We start from the raw sequence: 20,866 nt of genomic DNA on the forward strand, positions 1-20,866 counted from the left end.
TCTGAATAATCTCTGGGCCGTCTATTCACTGCAGGGGCGCCCTGATCCAGACGCTGCCATGATGGAGCCCACGTGAATTCGCGCCTCTGCACTGCGAGGATCGCGCTATGGGCCGTGCTCATTCAGGCCAGGATGCGCGGGAATTCACTGCGCAGGGGCCGCGACTGCGTGCCACATGCGGATCGGCCGGCATCGCCTCGCAGCATTCGGGCAACCATCGGCGCCACGCGCCGTCGCACCGCCGAACGAGGGGTGCAGGCACACAACCATCACGCCTGAGCGGCGAACCGTCCCCCTGCCCTGGCAGATGGATCCCGGCGAGCCGTCAGGCGCCAACCCAGAGGCACAGCTCCGCTACCGCCCAGGCCAATGCGAGGAAGGCTGTGAAGTCGCGCATCGCCTGGCGGGCGATGCGTCGCACGGGCCTGGCCGGAACGAAGCGCAGCACGGGCGCCGGGCGCACCGCCACCGGGCAGGGCGGGATCAGCAGCGAGGGATCGCAGGGTCGGGTCGCTCTCATGCGATGATAAGAACAAAACGGGAACATGAATGCAAGCCCCGTGTGATCCCGTTCACCCGCTTTCCCATCGCCCGCTTGTGCGCCATGCCCCCTGCCGCAGAGAATGGGCGGGACGGAACCCAGAAGGCCCGCCATACATGACCGATTCGAAGGAAGGCCGCCTCGCGCGGCGCGTCTTGATGGTCCGCGCTGCGGCAGCCGGCGGTGTCGCCGGTGTACCCGGCGCCGCCGTCGCGCAGGGCGGCAAGGGCGAAGGCGGTGGCCAGGCGCCGGCGCCCGCCCCCGCGCCGCCGCAGGGTGCGCCGGCCCCCTCGCCCGGCGGTCCGCCGGTCAAGGGTCAGCAGCGCCCCCAACAGCCCCGCTCCGGTCTCACGGACGCCGACCCGAATGACGACCCGGGCAATGGCCGCGGCCCACGCGGCGGCGGTCGCCCGATGGGACCGAGCGACAACGATCCGAACGATCCGCCGGGCCAGGGGCGCGGAGGCCAGCGCCCCCGCACCGGCGTTTCCGACAACGATCCCAATGATCCGCCGGGCGGTGGACGTGGTGGCGGCGGTGGTCGCCGTCCCGGCGGCGTCACCGACAACGACCCCAACGATCCGCCAGGCCAGGGCCGCGGCGGAAGCGGCCGTGGTGGTGTGACGGACAATGATCCGAACGACCCGCCCGGCGGTGGGCGGGGCGGCGGCGCGCGGCGGCCTGGCGGTGTCACCGACAACGACCCCAATGACCCGCCGGGCCAGGGCCGCGGCGGCGGCCGTCAGGGCGGCGGCGTGTCCGACAGCGACCCGAACGACCCGCCCGGGCAGGGCCGTGGCGGCGGGCAGCGTCCCGGTCGCCAGGCACCCAGCGGTCCGTCGGACAATGATCCGAACGACCCTCCGGGTCAGGGACGCGGCCGCGGAGGTCCCATCAAGACCTGACCACGGTTTGGTGACACGGTCTCGTGATATGAGATCGGTCTCCTAATTTCGTCTCTTTTTAGGGACAGGCGGACATCCTGCCCGGGTCCGGCGCCGCAAGGCGTCGGCCCGAGCCGGAGCCTTCCCCCTGTCCACACTCACCCTCACCAGCAACAGCCCGAACACCGTCAGCCTCGCGGGCTTCGACCGGCTGACCGGCGGCACCAAGGCCGACAGCGTCACCGTCACCGGCGCGCTCGCCGATGCCATCGTCGACCTCGGCGGCGGCAGCGATACGCTGGTCCTCGCCGATGCCGGCAACCTGGCCTCGGTCCAGGGCGTCGAATCTCTCGTCGGCGGCAATGGCGCGGACACCATCGTCCTCACCGCCCCGACCAGCGACCTGCGCATCGACCTCAAGGGCGGCGGCGATGCGCTGCTGCTCGCCGATGGCGGCAACTACGTCACGATCACCGGCGTCGAGACGGTCCTCGGCGGCAGCGGCAACGACGACATCTACAGCGGCGCCCGCATGCTCGGCTTCTATAGCCTGGGCGCCGGGGCCGACCGGCTCTCCATGATCTCGACCAGGGGCAACGCGGTCACCATCGCGCCCGACATCGAGACCGTCCTCGGCAATCGCGGCATTGAGGAGGTGACGGTCACCGGGGCCGCCCTCGGCATGGCGATCGATCTCAAGGAGGGCGCGGACAGCGTCTGGTTGTCCGACGGGGCCGATTCCATCAGCCTCGCCGGCGTCGAATACCTGCGGGCCGGTGGCGGCAACGACACCATCCTGCTCACCGGCTACGCCGAGGGCGTGCTCGATCTCGGGGCCGGCAACGACCGGCTGGTATTCGGCACGGATGGCGGGCTGGTCACCGTCTCGGGCGCCGAGACCATCCTCGGCGGCGCCGGTAATGACAGCGTCACCCTGGCGGAAAGCCAGGGCGGCCGCCGCATCGACCTCGGCGCCGGCACCGATTCCCTGGTGCTGGCGGCTGGCGGCAACATCCTAACCCTGCTCGGCGTCGAGGCCGTCACGGCGGCCAGCGGCGATGACCGCCTCATGCTCGCCGCGGCGCTGCCCAATGGGGGTCTCTTCGACCTCGGCGCGGGCGCGGACAGCATCCAGCTTGCCGATGGCGGCAACGCGCTTGCGATACGCGGCGTCGAAACCATTGCCGGAGGCAGCGGCGCCGACAGCATCCTGATGCTCGGCGGCGGCAGCCTGGTCGCCACAGGCATGGAGACCATCCGCGGCAGTGCCGCATCCGACGCGATCGTGCTGCTGTCGGGCCTGGCCGGGGCGCTGATCGACCTCGGCACCGGCGCCGACAGCCTGGTCCTGGCCGAGGGCCGGAACACCCTCTGGGCACGCGGCACCGAGACTCTGCGCGGCGGCAGCGGCGATGACGAGGTCACCCTCTCCGGCGCCATCGCCGCCGGCGTGATCGACCTCGGCGGCGGCGCGGACCGGCTGATCATCCGCGGCGGCCCGGTGCAGGCGCTGATCCTTAACGTCGAGACCCTGGAAGGCGGTGGCGGTGACGAGGACCTCACCCTCGCCGCCCCGATGACCGGACGGATCGACCTGCTCGGCGGGCAGGACCGGCTGCGCCTCGGCGATGGCGGCAACACGCTGACGGTCGCGGGGGTGGAGACGCTGCTCGGCGGCAGCGGCGCGGACACCATCCTGTTCGGCCGCCGGATGGACCATCCCCTGGTCGATCTCGGCGGCGGCGACGACCGGCTCACCCTGGCGGCGGGCGGCAACCGGCTCTCCGTCAGCGGCGTCGAGACCATGACCGGCGGCGCCGGCGCCGATGACGTGACCGTGGTCGCGGCCCCGAACAACGCCCTGCTCGATCTCGGCGCCGGGCGCGACAGCGTGGTCCTCACCAATGCGGCCGAACGCTTACGCCTGCGCAGCGTCGAGAAGCTCGAGGCCGGGGGCGGCGACGACACCATCACCCTGCTCGACACGCTGCGTGGCGCAACGCTGCATCTCGGCGCCGGCCAGGACCGGCTGACGCTGGCGGGTGGCGACAACATCCTGACTGCGGTGCTGGCCGAGACCATCACGGGTGGCGCGGGCGCGGATGTCGTCACCCTGGGCTCGGCCATGCCGTCAGGCCTGGTCGACCTCGGCGGCGGCAGCGATCGGCTGATCCTCACGCGCGGCGGCAATCGCATCGCGCTCGCCAATGTCGAGCTCGTCCAGGGCAGCGACGGTGCGGACACGATCGACCTCGCCGGCGGGGCGAGCGGCGTGATCCTGCGCCTTGGCGCCGGGGACGACCATGTGCTGCTCGGCCCGGGCGGTAATCAGGTGACGGTCGCGGATGTCGAGCACATCACTGGCGGCAGCGGCGACGATGGAGTCACCCTGGCGCGCGGCACCGGTGCTGCGGAGATCGACCTCGGCGCCGGCACCGATCGCGTGGTCCTGGCCCAAGGTGCGAATGCGGTCGTGCTGCGCAATGTCGAGGCCGTACAGGGTGCTGCCGGTGCGGATCAGGTCACGATCGCTGGGGCCGCGGGACAGGTTTCGGTCGCGCTCGGCGCCGGCAGCGACGCCCTGACGCTGGGCGATGGCGGCATCCGCGTCCTGGCCGGGGGCGTGGAACTGATCCATGGCGGCGCCGGCAATGATGAGATTGCCGTCACCGCCGTGACCACGGTCCGCACGCGCCTCTATGGCGGCGCGGGCAACGACACCATCACCGGCGGCGCCGGCAATGACGAGATCACCGGCGGCGCCGGTGTCGATCGCCTGGCCGGAGGCGCCGGGACGGACCTGTTCATCTTCACGGCGGTATCGCATTCGCCAGTCTCGGCGCCGGACACCATCGTCGGCTTCAACCCGCAGGAGGGCGACGCCCTGGCCTTCGCCGGGATCGGCATGGGCGGCGAATTCCGCTGGCGCGGCGACTTCGCCTTCACTGCCCAGGGCAGCGCCGAAGGGCGCTTCGACGAGGCGCAGCAGACGCTGTTCATCGACCTCGACGGCGATGGCAGCGCCGACATGGCCTTCCTGCTGCCGGGCTTCCCGCCTTCCAGATTCGACACGCATGCGGTGCTCTGGGCGTAGCGCCCGGCCCGCGACGACGCTGCGACCGAAGCGCCGGCGGCGCTGTCAGGTCACGTCGCCCTCCGCCTTGCGGCGCAATTCCCGCAGCCGTTCCTGCCCGCCGCGCAGGCGCGGATTGAGGTCGAGTGCCGCCTGCATGCTGCGCAGCGCGCCCGCCGCATCGCCGGCCTGCTCCTGCAGCGTCGACAGCGTCACCAGCGCAGGGAAGTGGCGCGGTTCCAGGCGCAGCGTCTCCTGCAGATCCCGTGCCGCGGACCGCGCATCGCCCATGGCGGCGTAGGCCTGGGCCCGCTGATGCCAGGCCTCGGCGCTGTCGGGCGAGAGCACCAGCGCGGCGTCGAAATCCTCCAGCGCCTCGTCGAAGGTGCGCGCCGCCAGGTTCCGCGCGCCGCGGCGCAGCAGCAGCACCGCGGCGGGCGAGGCGCTTTCGATCCACAGCACGCGGATGCGGCCTTCGACCAGGGCCGCAGCCGCCTCGTCCGGAGCGATCTTCAGCGTCTCGAACAGGCTGTCGAGTTCGGCGCGCCGCGCCTCCTGCTGCCGCGTCGGACCGCTCTGCTGCGCGGAGGCGAGGCCGGGCAGCGCCAGCAGCGGCAGGGCGATCACGGCGCGGCGCATGGTCATGCCGCGGCCCTGGCCCGGCCGAGCGCCGCCGGTTCCGGCCCGCCCGCCATCCAGTCCAGCAATTCGACCGTGTGCACCGCCGGCATCGTGCCGTCGCCGAGCTGTGTCAGGCAGCCGATATTGCCCGCCGCGATCAGGGTCGCGCCGGTCCGTTCGATATTGGCCTGCTTGCGTGCCTTGAGCTGCCCCGCGATCTCCGGCTGCATCAGGTTGTAGGTGCCGGCCGACCCGCAGCAGATGTGTCCCTCCGCCGGTTCCTTGACGGTGAAGCCCGCGGTCTTCAGCAGGGCCTTCGGCGCCTCGGTGATCTTCTGGCCGTGCTGCAGCGAACAGGCGGCGTGATAGGCGACGGCCAGCCCCGGCGCCGGGCGCGACGGCGCATAGCCGAAGCGTTGCAGCACCTCGGAGATGTCAGCCGCCAGCTCGGAGACCCTCGCGGCCGCCTCGTGCTCCGGTTCCTCGCGGAACATGAAGCCGTAATCCTTCACGGTGGTACCGCAACCCGAGGTGTTCACCACGATCGCATCCAGCCCCCCGCCCGCGAGCTCGCGGGACCAGGCGCGGATATTGGCGCGGGCCAGGCGCATCGCTGGGTCATGATGGCCCATATGGTGATCCAGCGCGCCGCAGCACCCCTGCCCCGCCGTCACCACCACCTCGATGCCCATCCGGGTCAGCAGACGAATGGTTGCCTCGTTGATCGAGGGGGCAAGAACCTGCTGCGCGCAGCCGGCCAGCAGCGCGACCCGGCCGCGGCGCGGCCCCTCCGCCAGATGCACGCCCGGCCGTTCGACCGGCGAGGCCGCCGGCACGGAGCCCGGCGCGAGGCGCAGCATCGCCCGCAGCCGCTGCGCCGTCATCGACCCGCCGGGCACCATCCCGCCGAAGGCCCGTGCCAACCCCGCCCCGCGCAGCGCCAGCCGGAACCGCCCCGGATAGGGCAGCAGGGCCGACAGCAACCGCCGCAGCGCCCGCTCGGGCCAGGGCCGGGTGTAGGTCTTCTCGATATAGGCGCGCGCATGGTCGATCAGGTGCATGTAGTGCACGCCCGAGGGACAGGTCGTCATGCAGGACAGGCACGACAGGCAGCGATCGACATGGCGGACCACCTGCTCGGTCGCCGGCTGGCCGCCCTCCAGCATCTCCTTGATCAGGTAGATGCGGCCGCGCGGGGAATCGAGTTCGTCGCCCAGCAGCAGGAAGGTCGGGCAGGTCGCGGTGCACATGCCGCAATGCACGCAGCTGCGCAGGATGCGGTTGCTTTCCGCGGTATCGGGGTCGGCGAGCTGGGCGGCCGAGAAATGCGTCTGCATGCCGATACTCTAGGCACCCCCGGGCCGCGCTGCCAGCGGCGCACAGCGCATGGACGGCCGGCCCGCGCCCTGCCTATCGTTCCGCGGCCAAAGGCCGCGGGAGGGCGAGTCGCCGGATGTTGAACGAGACCGTGCAGGCCATCGCCCAGCTCGGCGTCGGCCTTTTCGCCCTGGCCATGGTCCTCGTGCAGTTCATCGCCAAGGAGATCGGCTACCTCATCGGCCAACGCGCCGCGGCACGCGAGAAGGGCGTCGGCGAGGGCGTCGGCGTCGTGGTCGGCGGCATGCTCGGCCTGCTCGCCTTCGTGCTGGCGCTCACCCTCTCCTTCTCCTCGGCCCGCTTCCAGGAAAGGCGGGAGGGCACGCTCGCCGAGGCCAATGCCATCGGCACGGCCTGGCTGCAGGCCCAGGCCATCGGTGGGCCGCGCGGGGGCGAGATCGCACGGCTGCTGGAGGAGTACACCGCGCTGCGCCGGACCTTCGTGCTGATGGACCGCGACGCCGCTGCTGAGACCGAGGTCTCGCGCCGCAGCAATGCCCTGCAGAGCGAGATGTGGGGCCATGTGACGGCGCTGGTGCGCGAACGGCCGGACCCGACCACCAATTCGCTGATGAATGCGCTGAACAATGCCTTCGACCTCGCCACGGCGGAGCGCTTCGCCTTCGCCATGCTCTTCCCGCCGCAACTCTTCTGGCTGCTGGTGGGGATGAGCCTGGTGTCGATGTCCGCGCTCGGCTTCCAGCTCGGGCTGCGGGGCAAGCCGCTGCGGGTCCTGACCGTGCTGCTGCTGTGCATGTGGACGGCGACGACGACGGTCATCCTCGACATGGGATCTGCCCGGCTGGGGGGCATCCGCGTCGGCTCCCAGGCCTATGACTGGACGATCCAGGGTTTCCAGGGCGGCGTGACCATTCCGCCCGCACCGTCGCGCTGAGAGCCGGTTTGGACATGCGCCCCGCGGCGCATGTCCGGGTCCGGCGCAGGACCTTGCCAAACGCGCCGCGGACGCCCTCCCCGCCCGCCGCGCGGCGTGCTATCCAGCCGCGAGAATGCTTCGCAACCTCACGCTGGATGCCGCACCCGTCACCGCGCGGCCGCAGCCGCGCCGCGCACCGGCCTGGGCCTGGGGGTCCCTGCTGATCGCCGCGGCGATTACCGGACCCCTGGTCGCCGTGGTGGTGACAGCCTTCACCACGCCCGGGCAGAGCTTCGGCTTCATCGCCAGCACCACCCTGCCCGAAATGCTGGGCAATTCGGTGCTGCTCTCCCTGCTGGTGGGGGCGATGGCCGGGTCCGCCGGGGCGGTTTCGGCCTGGATCGTGTCCACCTGCGCCTTCCGTGGCCGCCGGCTGCTGGAGGTCGCGCTGCTGCTACCCATGGCGATCCCGGCCTATCTGAACGGCTATGTCTATACGTGGCTGCTCGACGTGGCGGGGCCGGTGCAGACGACCTTCCGCGACGTCACCGGGCTGCATTACGGCCAGTACTGGATGCCGGAGATCCGGTCCCTGCCCGGAGCGGCCGTGATGCTGGCGATGGTGCTCTACCCTTATGTCTACCTGCTCTGCCGCGCGGCCTTCCTGCAACAGAGCGTCTGTCTGCTCGAAGCGTCGCGCACCCTGGGGCATGGGCTGACGCGCACCTTCCTGCACGTGGCGCTGCCGCTGGCACGCCCGGCCCTGGTGGCCGGCGTCGGGCTGGCGCTGATGGAGACCCTCGCCGATTTCGGCACCGTCCAGTATTTCGGCGTGCGCACCTTCACCACCGGCATCTACGAGGCCTGGTTCGGCATGGGCGACCGGGGCGCGGCGGCGCAGTTGTCGGTCGCGCTGCTCGGCTGCGTCTTCCTGGCGCTGGCGCTGGAGTATTTTTCCCGCGGCGGCCGGCGCTTTCATCCGACCACGACACGCCATCCCCCGCTGCGTCCCGTGGTGCTGCATGGCTGGAAGCAGGCGGTGGCGATCCTCGCCTGCGCCATGCCCGTAGTGCTGGGCTTCGCCGTGCCGGCCGGGGCGTTGCTCTGGATGACCGTGACGGCGGGCGATCCACTCGACCCCCGCCGCTTCCTGCCCTACGCGACCAATTCCCTGCTGGTGTCCAGCGTCACGGCAGTTCTGGCGGTGATCCTCGCGGCGCTGATGGCCTGGGGGGCGCGGCTGCATCCCTCCCCGCTGCGGACCATCGCGAACCGGATCGCGTCACTGGGTTATGCGCTGCCGGGGTCGGTCATCGCGGTCGGCACGCTGGTACCCTTCGGCCTGTTCGACAACGCGCTGGATGACTGGATGCGCCGCCACTTCGGCGTGTCCACCGGGCTGCTGCTGTCAGGGACCATGGCGGCGCTGGTCTTCGGCTATCTGGTGCGCTTCCTGACCGTGGCGCTGTCCTCGGTGGAATCGGGGCTGGCGCGGTTGAAGCCGTCGCTGCTCTCCGCCGCGCGCGTGCTGGGCCGCACGCCGGGCCAAGCGGTGCGGGAAGTGGAATTGCCCCTGGCTCGCGGCGCCCTGCTGACCGCGGCCGTGCTGGTCTTCGTGGACACGATGAAGGAACTGCCGGCGACGCTGATCGTGCGGCCTTTCGACTTCGATACGCTGGCCGTGCGGGTCTACAATCTCGCCTCGGACGAGCGGCTGGTCGAGGCCTCAACGGCGGCGCTGCTGATCGTGGTGGTGGGGCTGCTGCCCGTGGCGGCACTGACACGGGCGATGCGGCGGAAGGAGTAGCCGAACGGCCTTGCCCGGCCCGGCTGCCCTTCGGATCGAAGGTTCCCTCTGTAGCCACAGCGTCCGTCGGGACTTTGGACGAAACGGCGAATCATCCCGTCGTGTCCGCTGGGGTCCGTGCGAAGATTGCCATGGAATCGGAAGGGTGCCTAATGGGGCGTCTGCGCCACATGCATTCGGCGTCGGTCTTCGTCGCCCTCATGCAGGGATCGGAAATCTGCCTGCTCCGCAGGAAGGCAACGGGCTGGCTGGATGGACAGTTCAGTCTGCCGGCGGGAGGGCTGGATGCCGGGGAGACGATCGCTTCCGCAGCACGCAGAGAAGCCGAGGAGGAAGTCGGTGTGTGGGTCGCGCCGTCAGCCCTGCACTACGCCCACACCCTCCACAGCCAGACAGACGGGTCTGATTGGGTTGGGCACTTTTTCGTGGCCACGGAGTGGTCCGGCATCCCCCGAATCTGCGAGACGGACAAGCATTGCGATCTCATGTGGCGGGCCGCCAACGCCCTGCCTGACGAGACGATCCCGTATGTCCGACAAGCCCTGCGGTGCATCGCACAGGGCGACCGCTATTCGGAATATGGATGGCCACTGTCTAAGGCTGGCCCGTGCTGACAGCTCGGCGCGCCGCCGGGAACGCGGACCGCTGCCGCCGCACTGGCGCCGGCGGAACCGGCATATCGAGGACCAATTCCTTGATCGCGCCACCCGCATGGTGAGGAGCCGAGGCTCCCCAACACATCGCCCTCAGTGATCCTGATCGGGCGCCGCGTCCGAGTTCAGCAGCGTGTAGCGTTCGATCCCGATCTTCTCGATCAGGTCGAACTGCGTATCCACGAAGTCCGCGTGCTTCTCCTCATCCTTCAGGATGTTGAGGAACAGGTCGCGCGACACGAAATCCCGCACCGATTCGCAATAGGCGATCGCCTCGCGCAGGTCGTTGATCGCCTTCTCCTCGAGCTTCTGGTCGCATTCGAGGATTTCGCGCACGCCCTCGCCCGTCAGGATCGGGTTCAGGCGCTGCACGTTGGGGTGGCCGTTCAGGAAGAGGATGCGGTCGATGAGCATGTCCGCATGCTTCATCTCCTCGATCGACTCTTCGTATTCGTGCTTGCCGAGCTTGGTCACGCCCCAGTGCCGAAGCATGCGCGCATGCAGGAAGTACTGGTTGATCGCGGTCAGTTCATTGGTGAGCTGGGTGTTGAGATGCTCGATCACCTTCGGGTCGCGCAGCATGGCATCCTCCATCGACGCGACGCATCCCGGCGCGCCGCCCCTTCCGGTTGAAAGTGTGGAGCGACCTGCCGGGATGTCAAGCAAGCCTTTGAATTTGCAGAGGAACGCGCTTGCGGCGCATTATCAGCCCGACTTGCCGTCCTCGGACCCCGAGCGCAGCAGGCTTAGGATGGTCTGGCAGCAGCAGCCGCATTGGGCGCCGCAGCCGCAGCCGGCATAGACCTCTGCGGGGCGGGAGGCGCCGGCGGCGATGACCGCGGCGATCTGCGCCGCGGTCAGGCGATTGCAGTGGCAGACGACCATGGGTGCGATCGCCCTCGCCGCTTAGCGCCAGCCGGCGCGCTGCATGATGCGCAGCGCCTCGGCGGCGCGGTCCGCATCCAGCAGCGGCGCGATGGGTTCGGCGCGGAACTCGCCGAAGGTCCGCAGGATCGGGTGTATCGGCGCGCCGGGTACGGACGGGTACTCCATGTTGCCTTGCGCCAGGATCTCCTGCGCCTCATCGGAGACGAGGAATTCCAGCAGCCGCCGCGCATTCGCCGCGTTCGGTGCGGTCGTCACCAGGCCGGCGCCGGACACGTTCACATGCGTCCCGCGATCACCCGGCGCCTGGTTGGGGAAGATCACCCCGATGCGCTCGAACACCGCGCGATCCTCGGGGCGCTGCGAGGCGCCGACATGGCCGAGGTAGTACGTGTTGGCGATGGCGATCTTGCACTGCCCGGACGGGATGGCGCGGAACTGGTCGCGATCCCCGCCCTGCGGCGGGCGCGCCAGATTGGCGGAGATGCCGCGCGCCCAGGCCTCGGTCGCCGCGACGCCGTCGGCGGCGAGGATCGAGGTGGCAAGGCCCACATTGTAGGGGTGGTTGGACGCCCGCACGCAGATCTGCCCGCGGAAGCGCGGATCGGCGAGGTCCTCGTAGCGGTTCAGCCCCTCGGGCCGGCCATCCTGCTTGTCATACATGATGACGCGGCCGCGCATCGTGATGGCAAACCACAGCCCGTTCGGGTCGCGGCGATCCGCCGGCACGCGCGCATCCACGGCCGGGATGGCGTAGGGCTGCAGGATGCCCGCCTGGGTCGCGCGGGCCAGGCGCGTCGCATCGACGGTGATGAAGACATCGGCCGGGCTGTTGCGGCCCTCGGACTGGATGCGCGCCATGAGCTGGTCGGCATCGCCCTGGATGATACGCACGCGAATGCCGGTCTCGCGGGTGAAGCGTTCGTAGAGCGCGGCGTCGCTGTCGTAGTGGCGCGCATTGTAGATGTTGACCTCCTGCGCCTCGGCGGCGGCGGCAGGGGTGGCGATGACGGCAAGCGCGAGAAGTGTGCGGCGGAGCATCAGGGCCTCATCGTGTGACGGGCCGTCGACTATCGCATCTGAGACGCGTTCGCAAGTTCAGTTGCGATGCGGTCGCATGTAATCGGGGACAGGATGGATGGAGGGGGCGCTGCTGCCCCCCCGCGCCCAGGGCCGCTACCCCGGTCGCCCTCCGTTCTTGCGCTGTCGCGTTGTGGAGGGGCTTTGCCCCTCCAAACCACCCCAGCAAAGGCCGAAGGGCCTTTGCAAACCTCAACCTGGCGCCGTGCGCCGCTGTCAGAATATGCGCCGAGACACGCTCTTGCGCCCGCAAGGCGCTCCGAGGTCATCAGCCTGGCCGCCCCGCCGGATGCCAAGTGCCTGTGGTCCAGGCGCTCCAGGCATCAGGGGCACCCATTGGCGTTGCGAAGCAGTGTCATTGGGCCCCCGATGGCGAGGCGGTCCAAAGGGCCGGCGCCCTTCCGGTTCCCGCGCCGCCGCAGTCCGGAGATCTCCCGGCCGCGCTCCCTACTTCTGCAACCCGCGCAGGAACTTCGCCCGCGCCCCGCCGCCCGCCATCAGGAAGGCGTGGTCCGACCCCGACAGCAGGAAACGCGCGCCGAGGGCGATGTAGTCCGGCGCCACCTTCTCGTCATAGACGCCGCCCATGCCCATGAACTTGCCCTCGGCCTCGCAGGCCGCGGCGACGGCGGCATAGGCATCGCGCACATCGGGATGGCCGATCTGCCCGGCAATGCCCATGGACGCCGTGAGGTCCGAGGTGCCGATCATCAGGCAGTCCACCCCGGGGACGGAGGCGATGGCGGCGGCCTCGGCGACGGCGCGCGGCGTCTCGATCATCACCGTGATCAGGATCTCCTTGTTCAGCTCCACCTGCGCGGCGGCGGTGTCGCTGACCACGAAGCCGTATTGCGCCGGCGGGCCACCCCAGGAGCGCTCGCCGATGGGCGGATAGCGGAAGGCCTGCACCACCGCCTCGGCTTCCTCCCGCGTGTCGATATGCGGGACGACGACACCCATCGCGCCGTTGTCGAGGCAGCGCGTGCCCTCGAACAGCGCATCCTTGCAGCAGCGCACGATGGGGGTGACGCCCTGGGACAGCGCGGCCATGCACATGCGCGTGGCGTCGTCCACGCTCATCGCGCCGTGTTCCATGTCGATGAAAAGCCAGTCGAAGCCGCCGGCCGCAGCAATCATCCCGACCGCGGGCGTGCGCAGGTGATGCACGCCGAAACCCAAGGCGAGCTCCCCGTTTTCCAGGCGGCGACGTGCGAGATTGGGTGCGAGAGGCATGGCCATTTCCTTCCCGTGGAATGCGGGTCAGGCGACCACGCCCCCCGACGCGGGTCAATCGGCCCGCATGCCGGTATTGCCCACGACCGTGCCGAGGCGCTGCGTCTCGCTCGCGATGAAGCTGCCGAAGGCCGCACCGTCGAGCGGCCGCGGCACGCCGCCGGCCTCGCCGATGCGGCGCGACACGACGGGATCCTGCACGGCGGCGATCACCTCGGCCTGAAGCTTCTCGCGCCGCACCGCCGGCACGGCGGAGGGCACCAGGAGCCCCCACCAGGCGACGGTGGCGAGATCCACCCCGGCTTCGCGCAGCGTGGGAACATCCGGCGTGCCAGGGGCGCGCTCGCCGCCGGTGACGGCCAGCGGCTTCATCCGCCCGCCTTGAACCATCCCCAGCGCCGCGGAATAGGTCTGGAACACCACGTCGACGCGGCCGGCCATCACGTCGCTGTTGACCGCCGCGGTTTCCCGATATGGGACATGCGTCATGTCGAGCCCCGTCGCCTTGGCGAAGAGGGCCCCCGCGATATGCATCGAGGTGCCGACCCCGATCGAGCCATAGGTCACGGGCTGCCCGCGCGCCTTCGCCATGGCGATGAAACCGGCGACATCGCTGACCGGCATGGAGGGGCTGACGACCATCAGGTTGGGCATCTCGGCGATCATGGCGACCGGCGCCAGGTCCTTATCCGGATCGAAGGGCAGCCGATCGAACAGGAAGCGATTGGCCGCGAAGCCCTGTGAATGCAGCAGGATGGTGTGGCCATCCGGCTCGGCCTGAAGCACCGCTGTCGTCCCGATGTTCCCGCCGGCACCGGCGCGGTTCTCGACGACGACGGATTGGCGGAGCGCGGTGGACAGGCGCTCGGCCACGAGGCGGCCGAGCAGATCGGCGGCGCCGCCGGCCCCGAAGGCGACGACGATGCGCATCGGGCGGCTGGGATAGCCATCCTGGGCTCTGAGGGTTGTGGGCGCGACAAGGGCGGCAGCCCCAGCCAGGGCGGCGCGTCGACGAGTGTGCATGATTGGACCCGGACTTGAGTTGTTGTGAAGTGGCCGTGCCGGCGTCCCGAACCTGCAACACTGTCTATGCTGCAGCGCAATATCAAGATGAAGAATCGGCCTTCCGTCGGCCATCGCCATCGGTGAGGAGGGCCATGACGGTGTCGAGCCGATCCGCCTCCTCCACCGGCTTGTCGCGGCGGATGCGCGCGATGCGCGGGAAGCGCAGCGCCACGCCGGATTTGTGCCGGGTGGACCGCTGCGCGGCGTCGAAGGCGACCTCGAAGACGATGCCGCGCTCGACCTCCCGCACCGGACCGAAGCGGTTGATCGTGTTGGCGCGGATCCAGCGGTCGAGCCAGAGCAGTTCCTCATCCGTGTAGCCGGAATAGGCCTTGCCGATCGGCACCAGTTCCCCGTCCTCCCGCCAGACGCCGAAGGTGTAGTCGGAATAGAAGCTCGATCGCTTGCCGTGCCCGCGCTGGGCGTACATCAGCACGGCATCGACGGTCAGCGGATCGCGCTTCCACTTCCACCACAGCCCCTTCACCCGGCCGGCGACATAGGGCGCATCGCCCCGCTTGAGCATCAGCCCTTCGATCGATGCCGCGCGCGCCCCGTCGCGCAGCGTGCCGAGGGCGTCCATGCTGTCGAAGGGGATCAGCGCCGACAGGTCCATGCGGGCGGGCGCAACGCGCGCCGCCCAACCTTCCAGCCGCGCGCGCCGGGCGTCGAAGGGCAGCGCGCGCAGATCCTCATGCGCATCGAACAGCAGGTCATAGAGCCGCACCGCCGTCGGATGATCGCGCTGCATCTTCGCCGTGACGGTCTTGCGGTTCAGCCGCTGCTGAAGGTCGGCGAAGGGCGCGACCTCGCCCTGCCGCATCACCAGCAATTCACCATCCAGCACGGCGTGGAAATCCATCGCGGCGATGATCTCCGGGAAGGCGGCCGAGATGTCCTCTCCGCCGCGCGAGAACAGCTTTCGCCCGCCTGGGCCGGCCGTGAGCTGCACGCGGATGCCGTCCCATTTCCATTCCGCGCGCCAGTCCTCGGGGCGCAGCGCGGCGAGGTCCGCATCCTCCAGCGGATGCGCCAGCATCAGCGGGCGGAAGATCGGCCGGTCGCGCGGATCGGGGCGCTCGGCCTTGCCGTCCAGCCAGCGGAACAGGGGGACATAGGGGGCGGCGACCCCGTGCCAGACCTCCTCGATATCCTCCACCGGCTGACCCGACCATTCGGCGAGCGCGACACGCGCCAGCCGCGCCGAGACACCCACGCGCAGCCCGCCGGTGACCAGCTTGATGAGCGCCAGCCGTCCACTGGCATCGAGCGTATCGAGCCAGCCCGCGATCAGCGCCGGCAGTTCGGCCTTCGGCGTCTCCTCCAGCGCCTCGGTGATCTCGGCGAGCGTCGGCGGCGGCGCGTTCACCCCGGCCCGAGGCTGCCAGATCAGCGCGACGGTCTCCGCCAGATCCCCGACATAGTCGTAGGACATGCGCCACAACTCGGGATCGGTGCGCGTCATCACCAGCTCCCGGATCATGGAGGGCTTGGCAGCGGCGAAGCGCAGCTCCTCGGTCAGGGCCGCGAGGCCGATGCCGCGATCGGGGTCCGGCTGTTCCGCGAACCAGGCCCCCAGCAGCGCGAGCTTCGCATTGCGGCCGGGCGTGAAGACCAGGCGCTCCAGCAACTCGGCGAAGGCCGGCAGGCTCATGCCACAGGGTCCTCAGCCGGCGCGGCGTCTTCCTCCTCCTCGCCCAGCCCGACCAGATGCAGCGCGCGGCCTTTGACGCCGCGCAGGGACAGCGCGTGGATCAGCGCGTCCTCCCGCCCATGCGTCACCCAGACCTCGGGCGCCTGCACCGCGCAGCAGGTATCGAGCAGTTCGTCCCAATCGGCATGGTCCGAGATCACCAGCGGCAGTTCCACGCCGCCCTGCTTCGCCCGCTGCCGCACCCGCATCCAGCCCGAGGCAACGGCCGGCACGGGTTCGTTCAGCCGCCGCGCCCAGCGATCCGCAACCGCCATGGGCGGCGCGAGGACGATCGCGCCCTTCAGGGCGTCCTTCTTTGCGACGGTGGCGGCGCGCAGATCGCCGAGGCGCACGCCCATCGCCTCATAGACCGCGCACATCGCCACATGTGCGCCATGCAGATGGATCGGCCGGTCCCATCCCGCCTGGCGCAGCATGGCGATCAGGCGCTGGCACTTGCCCAAAGAATAGCAGCCGACGACATGGGTCCGCTCCGGGAACAGGGCGACGGAGCGCAGCAGCTTCGCGAGCTCGCCCTCGGCCGAGGGGTGACGGAACACCGGCAGCGCGAAGGTCGCCTCGGTGACGAAGAGGTCGCAGGGCTCGACCTCGAAGCGCGCCGCGGTCGGGTCGGCATGGCGCTTGTAGTCGCCCGAGACCACCGCCCGCGACCCCTGCCAGTCCATGCAGATCTGCGCCGAGCCCAGAACGTGCCCCGCCGGGCGCAGCCAGAGCTGCACGCCGTTGATGGTGAGCGCCTCCCCGTACCGCAGCGCCTGCTGCGTGACACCGGCCCGCCCCTCGCCCATCCGCGCGGTCATGATGGCGAGCGTCTCCCGCGTCGCCAGCACATGGGCGTGGCCTGGACGGGCATGGTCGGAATGGCCGTGGCTGATCACCGCGCGATCGACGACCCGGCTGGGGTCGATGAAGAAGCCGCCGGGCTCGCAGTACAGGCCGGCCGGCGTGACCTTCAGCCAGGTCGAGGGGTGGGGCATGACGGCCATGTGGTCGGCATCGCCGACGCTTTCCAGGGCGCTCTTGCGCCCGATTCCGCCTAGCCGTGCCGATCACCGACCCATCGGCGGGTCGAAGGGAAGACATGCGCGACCGGGGCAACCATCGCGGCGGACCGCGACGGGTGCCCCGGATGGAGCGCTTACACGCGGAACCGGGGCCCTGGTCCCGGTTCCGTCGACAGGGGGGCCGGTGTCACGCCGGGACCAGCAGGAAGAAGCGGCCGTACTGCGCCTTCTCCTGCTTCCACGCATGGGCCGCGAGCGCCACCGAGCTCACCCCCCAGAACACCAGGTATTCGACGCCGCCGAGGTTCCACAGCCAGCCCGCGCCCTTGGTCATCAGGGTCGCATAGACCGCGATGCCCATGATGCCGGCCGAGACGAAGCCGAGCCACTTCACCAGGATGTTCAGGGTCAGGCCGAAGAGGCAGGCGGTCTCGGCGGCGAGGGCGAGGTAGAGCATCACCTCGCCATAGGGCAGGACGCGCCCGAAGAAGGCGGCCGAACCCGCCATGTTGTTCAGCTTGAAGAGGATGTGCGGCGCATAGAACAGGCCGCACATGAGCCGGAGGACGACCACCGGATCGGTCAGGTCGAAATCGGATCTGCGCATCGTTCGGATCTCCCGTCCGCCATGGACGTGGCGCGAGGATTGGGCCTGAAGCCCGCGGAAAAGCTTGCTCCAGCGCAAACCGGTTCCCCCGGCGGTGAATGATGGTCATAGTGGCGGCGAATGAGAACATTACCGGAACCATTCGCCGGCTGGTTTGCCGCGCGCGGCTGGACGCCGCGGCCGCATCAGATGGCGCTGCTGGATGCTGCCCGGCGTGGGGAGCATGTGCTGCTGCTCGCCCCCACCGGCGGCGGCAAGACGCTGGCCGGGTTCCTGCCCTCCCTGGTCGACCTCGCGGCGCGACCGCGGGAGGGGCTGCACACGCTCTACATCTCCCCGTTGAAGGCGCTCGCGGTCGACATCGCCCGCAACCTCACCCAGCCGGTCGCGGAGATGGGCCTTTCCGTGACCATTGAGACCCGCACCGGCGACACCCCGGTGAACCGCCGACAGCGCCAGCGTGAACGCCCGCCCAACCTGCTGCTGACGACGCCGGAGAGCCTGACGCTGCTGCTCTCCCTGCCCGACGCGCCGGCGATGTTCGCCGGCCTGTCGGCGATCGTGGTGGATGAGGCGCATGCGCTGGCGGGGACGAAGCGCGGGGACCAGCTGGCGCTGTGCATGTCGCGCCTGGCGACGCTGGCACCGGAAGCACGGCATGTCGGCCTGTCCGCCACGGTCGCGCATCCCGAGGCCCTGCGCGCGTGGCTCTCCCCCACCGCGCGGGCCGAGGATGTCCGCCTGGTCGAAACCCGCGGCGGCGCCCCGCCCGAATTCGAGCTGCAACTGCCGGAAGGCCGCATGCCCTGGGGCGGGCATATGGGCCTTGCCTCCGCACCCGAGATCTATCGCCGCATCGAGGGCGCGCGGGTGACCATCGTCTTCGTCAATACCCGCGCCCAGGCCGAGCTGATCTTCGCCGCCCTATGGCGGCTGAACGAGGCCGCCCTGCCCATCGCCATGCATCACGGCAGCCTGGAGATCGGGTTGCGCCGCAAGGTGGAAGCGGCGATGGCGGCAGGGAAGCTGCGCGGCGTGGTGGCGACGGCCTCGCTCGATCTCGGGATCGACTGGGGCGATGTGGACCAGGTGATCCAGGTCGGCGCGCCGAAGGGCGTGTCGCGGCTGCTGCAGCGCGTCGGGCGCGCGAGCCATCGCATGGACGAACCCTCCCGCGCCGTGCTGGTCCCGGCGAACCGCTTCGAGATCGTCGAATGCGTCGCCGCCACCGAAGCCGTCGCGGCGCATGAACTGGACGGCGAGCCGCCACGCCCCGGCGGGCTCGATGTGCTGGCGCAGCATGTGCTGGCCATGGCGTGCTCGGCGCCCTTTCGCGAGGACGACCTCTTCGCCGAGGTCACCCGCGCCGCGCCCTATGCCGCGCTGACCCGGCGCGACTTCGACGACGTCGTGCGCTTCGTGGAAGACGGCGGCTATGCGCTCGCCGCCTATGACCGCTTCCGCAAGCTGTTCCGCGATTCCGAAGGCTACCTGCATATCCGCGGCAAGATGGTCGCGGCGCAGCTGCGCATGAATCTCGGCACCATCGTCGAGACGCCGATGCTGAAGGTGCGCCTGCGCGGAGGCGGCGTGGTCGGTGAGGTCGAGGAATGGTTCGTCTCGACGCTGGAGCCCGGCGACTGCTTCCTCTTTGGCGGCCAGGTGCTGCGCTACGAACGGCTCGATCCCGGCGCCGCCATCGTCTCGCGCGGCGGCGAGGGCGAACCGCGCGTGCCGGTCTATGCGGGGGCGCGGATGCCGCTCACGACCCATCTCGCCGCGCGGGTGCGTGCCATCCTGTCGGACCCGCGCCGCTGGCGGCACCTGCCGGACCCCGTGAAGGAATGGCTGCGCCTGCAACGCTACAAATCCGAACTGCCGCCGCGCGACGGGCTGCTGGTCGAGACCTTCCCGCGCGGCGGCAAGTGGTTCCTCGTCGCCTATACCTTCGAGGGCCGGCTCGCGCACCAGACGCTCGGGATGCTGGTCACGAAGCGGATGGAAAGGCTGGGCCTCGCGCCGCTCGGCTATGTCGGGACCGACTACATCCTCGCCATCTGGTCGGCCTTCGAACCGCGCGATGTCGCCGAGCTGTTCACCGAGGACATCCTGGGCGACGAGATGGAGGAATGGCTGGCGGAATCGAGCATGCTGCGGCGGACCTTCCGCAACATTGCGACGATCGCCGGCCTCATTGAAAAATCCCACCCCGGGGCCGAGAAATCCGGCCGACAGATGACGATGAATTCCGACCTGATCTACGACGTGCTCCGCCGCCACCAGCCCGACCACATCCTTCTGCGCGCGACCCGCGCCGAGGCCGCGCAGGGATTGACCGACATCGCGCGCATCGCATCGCTGCTCGCCCGCGTGCAGGGGCGCATCCGCCATCGCGTGCTCGAGCAGGTCTCGCCGCTCGCCGTGCCGGCGCTGATCGAACAGGGCCGCGAATGGGTCGCGGGCGGCGCGGAGGACGCGCTGCTCGCCGAAGCCGCCGCCATGGTCGAGGAAGTCACCGACGGCGCCGAGCATTTCGTGGAGACCCTGGCCGAAGTGACCGAACCCTTCCCCGTGCGCGGCGGCACGTCGATCGCCCGCGCCAAGGCCCGTGACCGCCGCCGCGTGCGCGACATCCGCCAGGCCCCGAAGATGGTGACAGGCCGATGACCGCCGCCCCCGTCCACATCGCCGGCGAACGGCTGATGCTCGATCCCGCCGGCGTGCTGCACTGGCCGGCGCGGCGGATGCTCGTCGTCGCCGACCTGCATTTCGAGAAGGGCAGCGCCTTCGCCGCCCGCGGCCGCCTGGTGCCGCCCTTCGACACGCGGGAGACGCTGTCCCGACTGATCCCCCTGCTTCGCCGCTACGGCCCGAAGCGCATCGTCTTCCTGGGCGATTCCTTCCATGACGACGAAGGCTGCACGCGGATCGCGGAGCACGACCGCGCCGCGCTGATCGCCACGCTGGAAGGCATCGACATCACCTGGGTCGCCGGCAACCACGACCCCGCCCCGCCGGTCGGCCTGCCGGGCACGGCGGTCGAGGAACTGCGCGACGGCCCCCTCACCTTCCGCCACATCCCGACGCCGCGCGCGATGGGCGAGGTTGCCGGTCATCTGCACCCGCGCGCCGTTGCGCCGACGCGCGCCGGCGGCGTCGCCCGGCCCTGCTTCATCAGCGACGGCCGGCGCGTGCTGATGCCCGCCTTCGGCGCCTATACCGGCGGGCTCGACGCCGCCGACCCGGCCATCACCGGGCTGTTCCCACGCGGCGGCCGCGCCTTCCTGCTAGGGGCGGAAAGGCTCTACTCCTTCCCGCTGGCGCCGCGGCGCAGCAGCGTGGCGGTGGATCTCGTCAGCTTCGGCGATGGTCAGGCCGAATTGCCGTTCCATGTGACGTCCAGGCTGCAGAACGGTTGAAGAGCAAACGACACAAGAGGACGCGG

At 70.2% G+C, this 20,866-nt stretch carries 18 protein-coding genes; 7 read left to right on the top strand and 11 right to left on the bottom strand.

Features of this window, described 5'->3' with window-relative positions:
* Window positions 1-325: 325 nt before the first annotated feature.
* Complete coding sequence (locus KPL78_RS08420; RefSeq protein WP_219762444.1) at window positions 326-520, bottom strand: hypothetical protein; 195 nt, start codon at window positions 518-520, stop codon at window positions 326-328.
* A gap of 137 nt (window positions 521-657) precedes the next feature.
* On the opposite strand from KPL78_RS08420, the gene KPL78_RS08425 reads away from it, so the two are divergent.
* Complete coding sequence (locus KPL78_RS08425) at window positions 658-1,446, top strand: hypothetical protein (protein ID WP_219762445.1); 789 nt, start codon at window positions 658-660, stop codon at window positions 1,444-1,446.
* 511 nt (window positions 1,447-1,957) lie between these two features.
* A complete protein-coding gene (locus KPL78_RS08430; RefSeq protein WP_219762446.1) occupies window positions 1,958-4,519 on the top strand; it encodes a calcium-binding protein in 2,562 nt (853 codons plus the stop codon).
* Between the two features lie 45 nt (window positions 4,520-4,564).
* On the opposite strand, the gene KPL78_RS08435 is transcribed toward KPL78_RS08430, so the two are convergent.
* On the bottom strand, window positions 4,565-5,143 hold the full coding sequence (locus tag KPL78_RS08435; protein ID WP_219762447.1) for a tetratricopeptide repeat protein: 579 nt from the start codon (window positions 5,141-5,143) through the stop codon (window positions 4,565-4,567).
* Complete coding sequence (gene glcF / locus KPL78_RS08440) at window positions 5,140-6,456, bottom strand: glycolate oxidase subunit GlcF (RefSeq protein ID WP_219762448.1); 1,317 nt, start codon at window positions 6,454-6,456, stop codon at window positions 5,140-5,142. The genes KPL78_RS08435 and glcF overlap by 4 nt, the downstream gene beginning before the upstream one ends.
* 116 nt (window positions 6,457-6,572) lie before the next feature.
* Here glcF and KPL78_RS08445 point away from each other — a divergent pair, with 116 nt between their 5' ends.
* The 3 genes from KPL78_RS08445 to KPL78_RS08455 all read left to right on the top strand — a co-directional run bounded on the left by KPL78_RS08445 (window position 6,573) and on the right by KPL78_RS08455 (window position 9,794).
* On the top strand, window positions 6,573-7,391 hold the full coding sequence (locus tag KPL78_RS08445; RefSeq protein WP_219762449.1) for a hypothetical protein: 819 nt from the start codon (window positions 6,573-6,575) through the stop codon (window positions 7,389-7,391).
* Between the two features lie 115 nt (window positions 7,392-7,506).
* Window positions 7,507-9,180: an ABC transporter permease gene (locus KPL78_RS08450; RefSeq protein WP_219762450.1), complete on the top strand. Its 1,674-nt coding sequence runs from the start codon at window positions 7,507-7,509 to the stop codon at window positions 9,178-9,180.
* Between the two features lie 152 nt (window positions 9,181-9,332).
* On the top strand, window positions 9,333-9,794 hold the full coding sequence (locus KPL78_RS08455) for an NUDIX hydrolase (protein ID WP_219762451.1): 462 nt from the start codon (window positions 9,333-9,335) through the stop codon (window positions 9,792-9,794).
* Window positions 9,795-9,926: 132 nt separating this feature from the next.
* Here the strand turns inward: KPL78_RS08455 and bfr are convergent, their stop codons facing one another.
* The 8 genes from bfr to KPL78_RS08495 all read right to left on the bottom strand — a co-directional run bounded on the left by bfr (window position 9,927) and on the right by KPL78_RS08495 (window position 17,421).
* Entirely contained in the window at window positions 9,927-10,415 is a 489-nt protein-coding gene (bfr, locus tag KPL78_RS08460) for a bacterioferritin (RefSeq protein WP_219762452.1), read from the bottom strand.
* 123 nt (window positions 10,416-10,538) lie between these two features.
* Entirely contained in the window at window positions 10,539-10,718 is a 180-nt protein-coding gene (locus tag KPL78_RS08465) for a (2Fe-2S)-binding protein (protein WP_219762453.1), read from the bottom strand.
* 21 nt (window positions 10,719-10,739) lie between these two features.
* Window positions 10,740-11,759 carry an extracellular solute-binding protein gene (locus KPL78_RS08470; RefSeq protein WP_219762454.1) on the bottom strand — a complete coding sequence of 340 codons (1,020 nt, stop codon included), beginning with the start codon at window positions 11,757-11,759 and terminating at the stop codon, window positions 10,740-10,742.
* A gap of 486 nt (window positions 11,760-12,245) precedes the next feature.
* Window positions 12,246-13,031: an HpcH/HpaI aldolase family protein gene (locus tag KPL78_RS08475; protein ID WP_219762455.1), complete on the bottom strand. Its 786-nt coding sequence runs from the start codon at window positions 13,029-13,031 to the stop codon at window positions 12,246-12,248.
* A gap of 54 nt (window positions 13,032-13,085) precedes the next feature.
* The gene (locus KPL78_RS08480; protein WP_219762456.1) at window positions 13,086-13,961 is read right to left on the bottom strand and encodes a Bug family tripartite tricarboxylate transporter substrate binding protein; all 876 of its coding nucleotides are present in this window, start codon (window positions 13,959-13,961) and stop codon (window positions 13,086-13,088) included.
* A gap of 175 nt (window positions 13,962-14,136) precedes the next feature.
* On the bottom strand, window positions 14,137-15,750 hold the full coding sequence (locus KPL78_RS08485; RefSeq protein ID WP_255568725.1) for a cisplatin damage response ATP-dependent DNA ligase: 1,614 nt from the start codon (window positions 15,748-15,750) through the stop codon (window positions 14,137-14,139).
* Window positions 15,747-16,787 carry a ligase-associated DNA damage response exonuclease gene (locus KPL78_RS08490; protein WP_219762567.1) on the bottom strand — a complete coding sequence of 347 codons (1,041 nt, stop codon included), beginning with the start codon at window positions 16,785-16,787 and terminating at the stop codon, window positions 15,747-15,749. The genes KPL78_RS08485 and KPL78_RS08490 overlap by 4 nt, the downstream gene beginning before the upstream one ends.
* Before the next feature lie 214 nt (window positions 16,788-17,001).
* The gene (locus tag KPL78_RS08495) at window positions 17,002-17,421 is read right to left on the bottom strand and encodes a DoxX family protein (RefSeq protein ID WP_219762457.1); all 420 of its coding nucleotides are present in this window, start codon (window positions 17,419-17,421) and stop codon (window positions 17,002-17,004) included.
* Window positions 17,422-17,541: 120 nt separating this feature from the next.
* On the opposite strand from KPL78_RS08495, the gene KPL78_RS08500 reads away from it, so the two are divergent.
* Both KPL78_RS08500 and pdeM read left to right on the top strand, forming a co-directional pair.
* On the top strand, window positions 17,542-20,088 hold the full coding sequence (locus KPL78_RS08500; protein ID WP_219762458.1) for a ligase-associated DNA damage response DEXH box helicase: 2,547 nt from the start codon (window positions 17,542-17,544) through the stop codon (window positions 20,086-20,088).
* Window positions 20,085-20,840, top strand: a complete 756-nt coding sequence (pdeM, locus tag KPL78_RS08505) for a ligase-associated DNA damage response endonuclease PdeM (RefSeq protein WP_219762459.1) — start codon at window positions 20,085-20,087, stop codon at window positions 20,838-20,840. Before KPL78_RS08500 ends, pdeM begins: the two co-directional genes overlap by 4 nt.
* Window positions 20,841-20,866: the final 26 nt, after the last annotated feature.

The organism is Roseomonas alba, assembly GCF_019430885.1.
GTDB classification, from domain to species: Bacteria; Pseudomonadota; Alphaproteobacteria; order Acetobacterales; family Acetobacteraceae; genus Neoroseomonas; species Neoroseomonas alba.

Bases quoted from the DNA above. Each gene is read 5' to 3' on its own strand.
- KPL78_RS08420 (WP_219762444.1), bottom strand. From the start codon at position 520: ATGAGAGCGACCCGACCCTGCGATCCCTCGCTGCTGATCCCGCCCTGC.
- KPL78_RS08425 (WP_219762445.1), top strand. From the start codon at position 658: ATGACCGATTCGAAGGAAGGCCGCCTCGCGCGGCGCGTCTTGATGGTC.
- KPL78_RS08430 (WP_219762446.1), top strand. From the start codon at position 1,958: ATGCTCGGCTTCTATAGCCTGGGCGCCGGGGCCGACCGGCTCTCCATG.
- KPL78_RS08435 (WP_219762447.1), bottom strand. From the start codon at position 5,143: ATGACCATGCGCCGCGCCGTGATCGCCCTGCCGCTGCTGGCGCTGCCC.
- glcF (WP_219762448.1), bottom strand. From the start codon at position 6,456: ATGCAGACGCATTTCTCGGCCGCCCAGCTCGCCGACCCCGATACCGCG.
- KPL78_RS08445 (WP_219762449.1), top strand. From the start codon at position 6,573: ATGTTGAACGAGACCGTGCAGGCCATCGCCCAGCTCGGCGTCGGCCTT.
- KPL78_RS08450 (WP_219762450.1), top strand. From the start codon at position 7,507: ATGCTTCGCAACCTCACGCTGGATGCCGCACCCGTCACCGCGCGGCCG.
- KPL78_RS08455 (WP_219762451.1), top strand. From the start codon at position 9,333: ATGGGGCGTCTGCGCCACATGCATTCGGCGTCGGTCTTCGTCGCCCTC.
- bfr (WP_219762452.1), bottom strand. From the start codon at position 10,415: ATGCTGCGCGACCCGAAGGTGATCGAGCATCTCAACACCCAGCTCACC.
- KPL78_RS08465 (WP_219762453.1), bottom strand. From the start codon at position 10,718: ATGGTCGTCTGCCACTGCAATCGCCTGACCGCGGCGCAGATCGCCGCG.
- KPL78_RS08470 (WP_219762454.1), bottom strand. From the start codon at position 11,759: ATGCTCCGCCGCACACTTCTCGCGCTTGCCGTCATCGCCACCCCTGCC.
- KPL78_RS08475 (WP_219762455.1), bottom strand. From the start codon at position 13,031: ATGCCTCTCGCACCCAATCTCGCACGTCGCCGCCTGGAAAACGGGGAG.
- KPL78_RS08480 (WP_219762456.1), bottom strand. From the start codon at position 13,961: ATGCGCATCGTCGTCGCCTTCGGGGCCGGCGGCGCCGCCGATCTGCTC.
- KPL78_RS08485 (WP_255568725.1), bottom strand. From the start codon at position 15,750: ATGAGCCTGCCGGCCTTCGCCGAGTTGCTGGAGCGCCTGGTCTTCACG.
- KPL78_RS08490 (WP_219762567.1), bottom strand. From the start codon at position 16,787: ATGCCCCACCCCTCGACCTGGCTGAAGGTCACGCCGGCCGGCCTGTAC.
- KPL78_RS08495 (WP_219762457.1), bottom strand. From the start codon at position 17,421: ATGCGCAGATCCGATTTCGACCTGACCGATCCGGTGGTCGTCCTCCGG.
- KPL78_RS08500 (WP_219762458.1), top strand. From the start codon at position 17,542: ATGAGAACATTACCGGAACCATTCGCCGGCTGGTTTGCCGCGCGCGGC.
- pdeM (WP_219762459.1), top strand. From the start codon at position 20,085: ATGACCGCCGCCCCCGTCCACATCGCCGGCGAACGGCTGATGCTCGAT.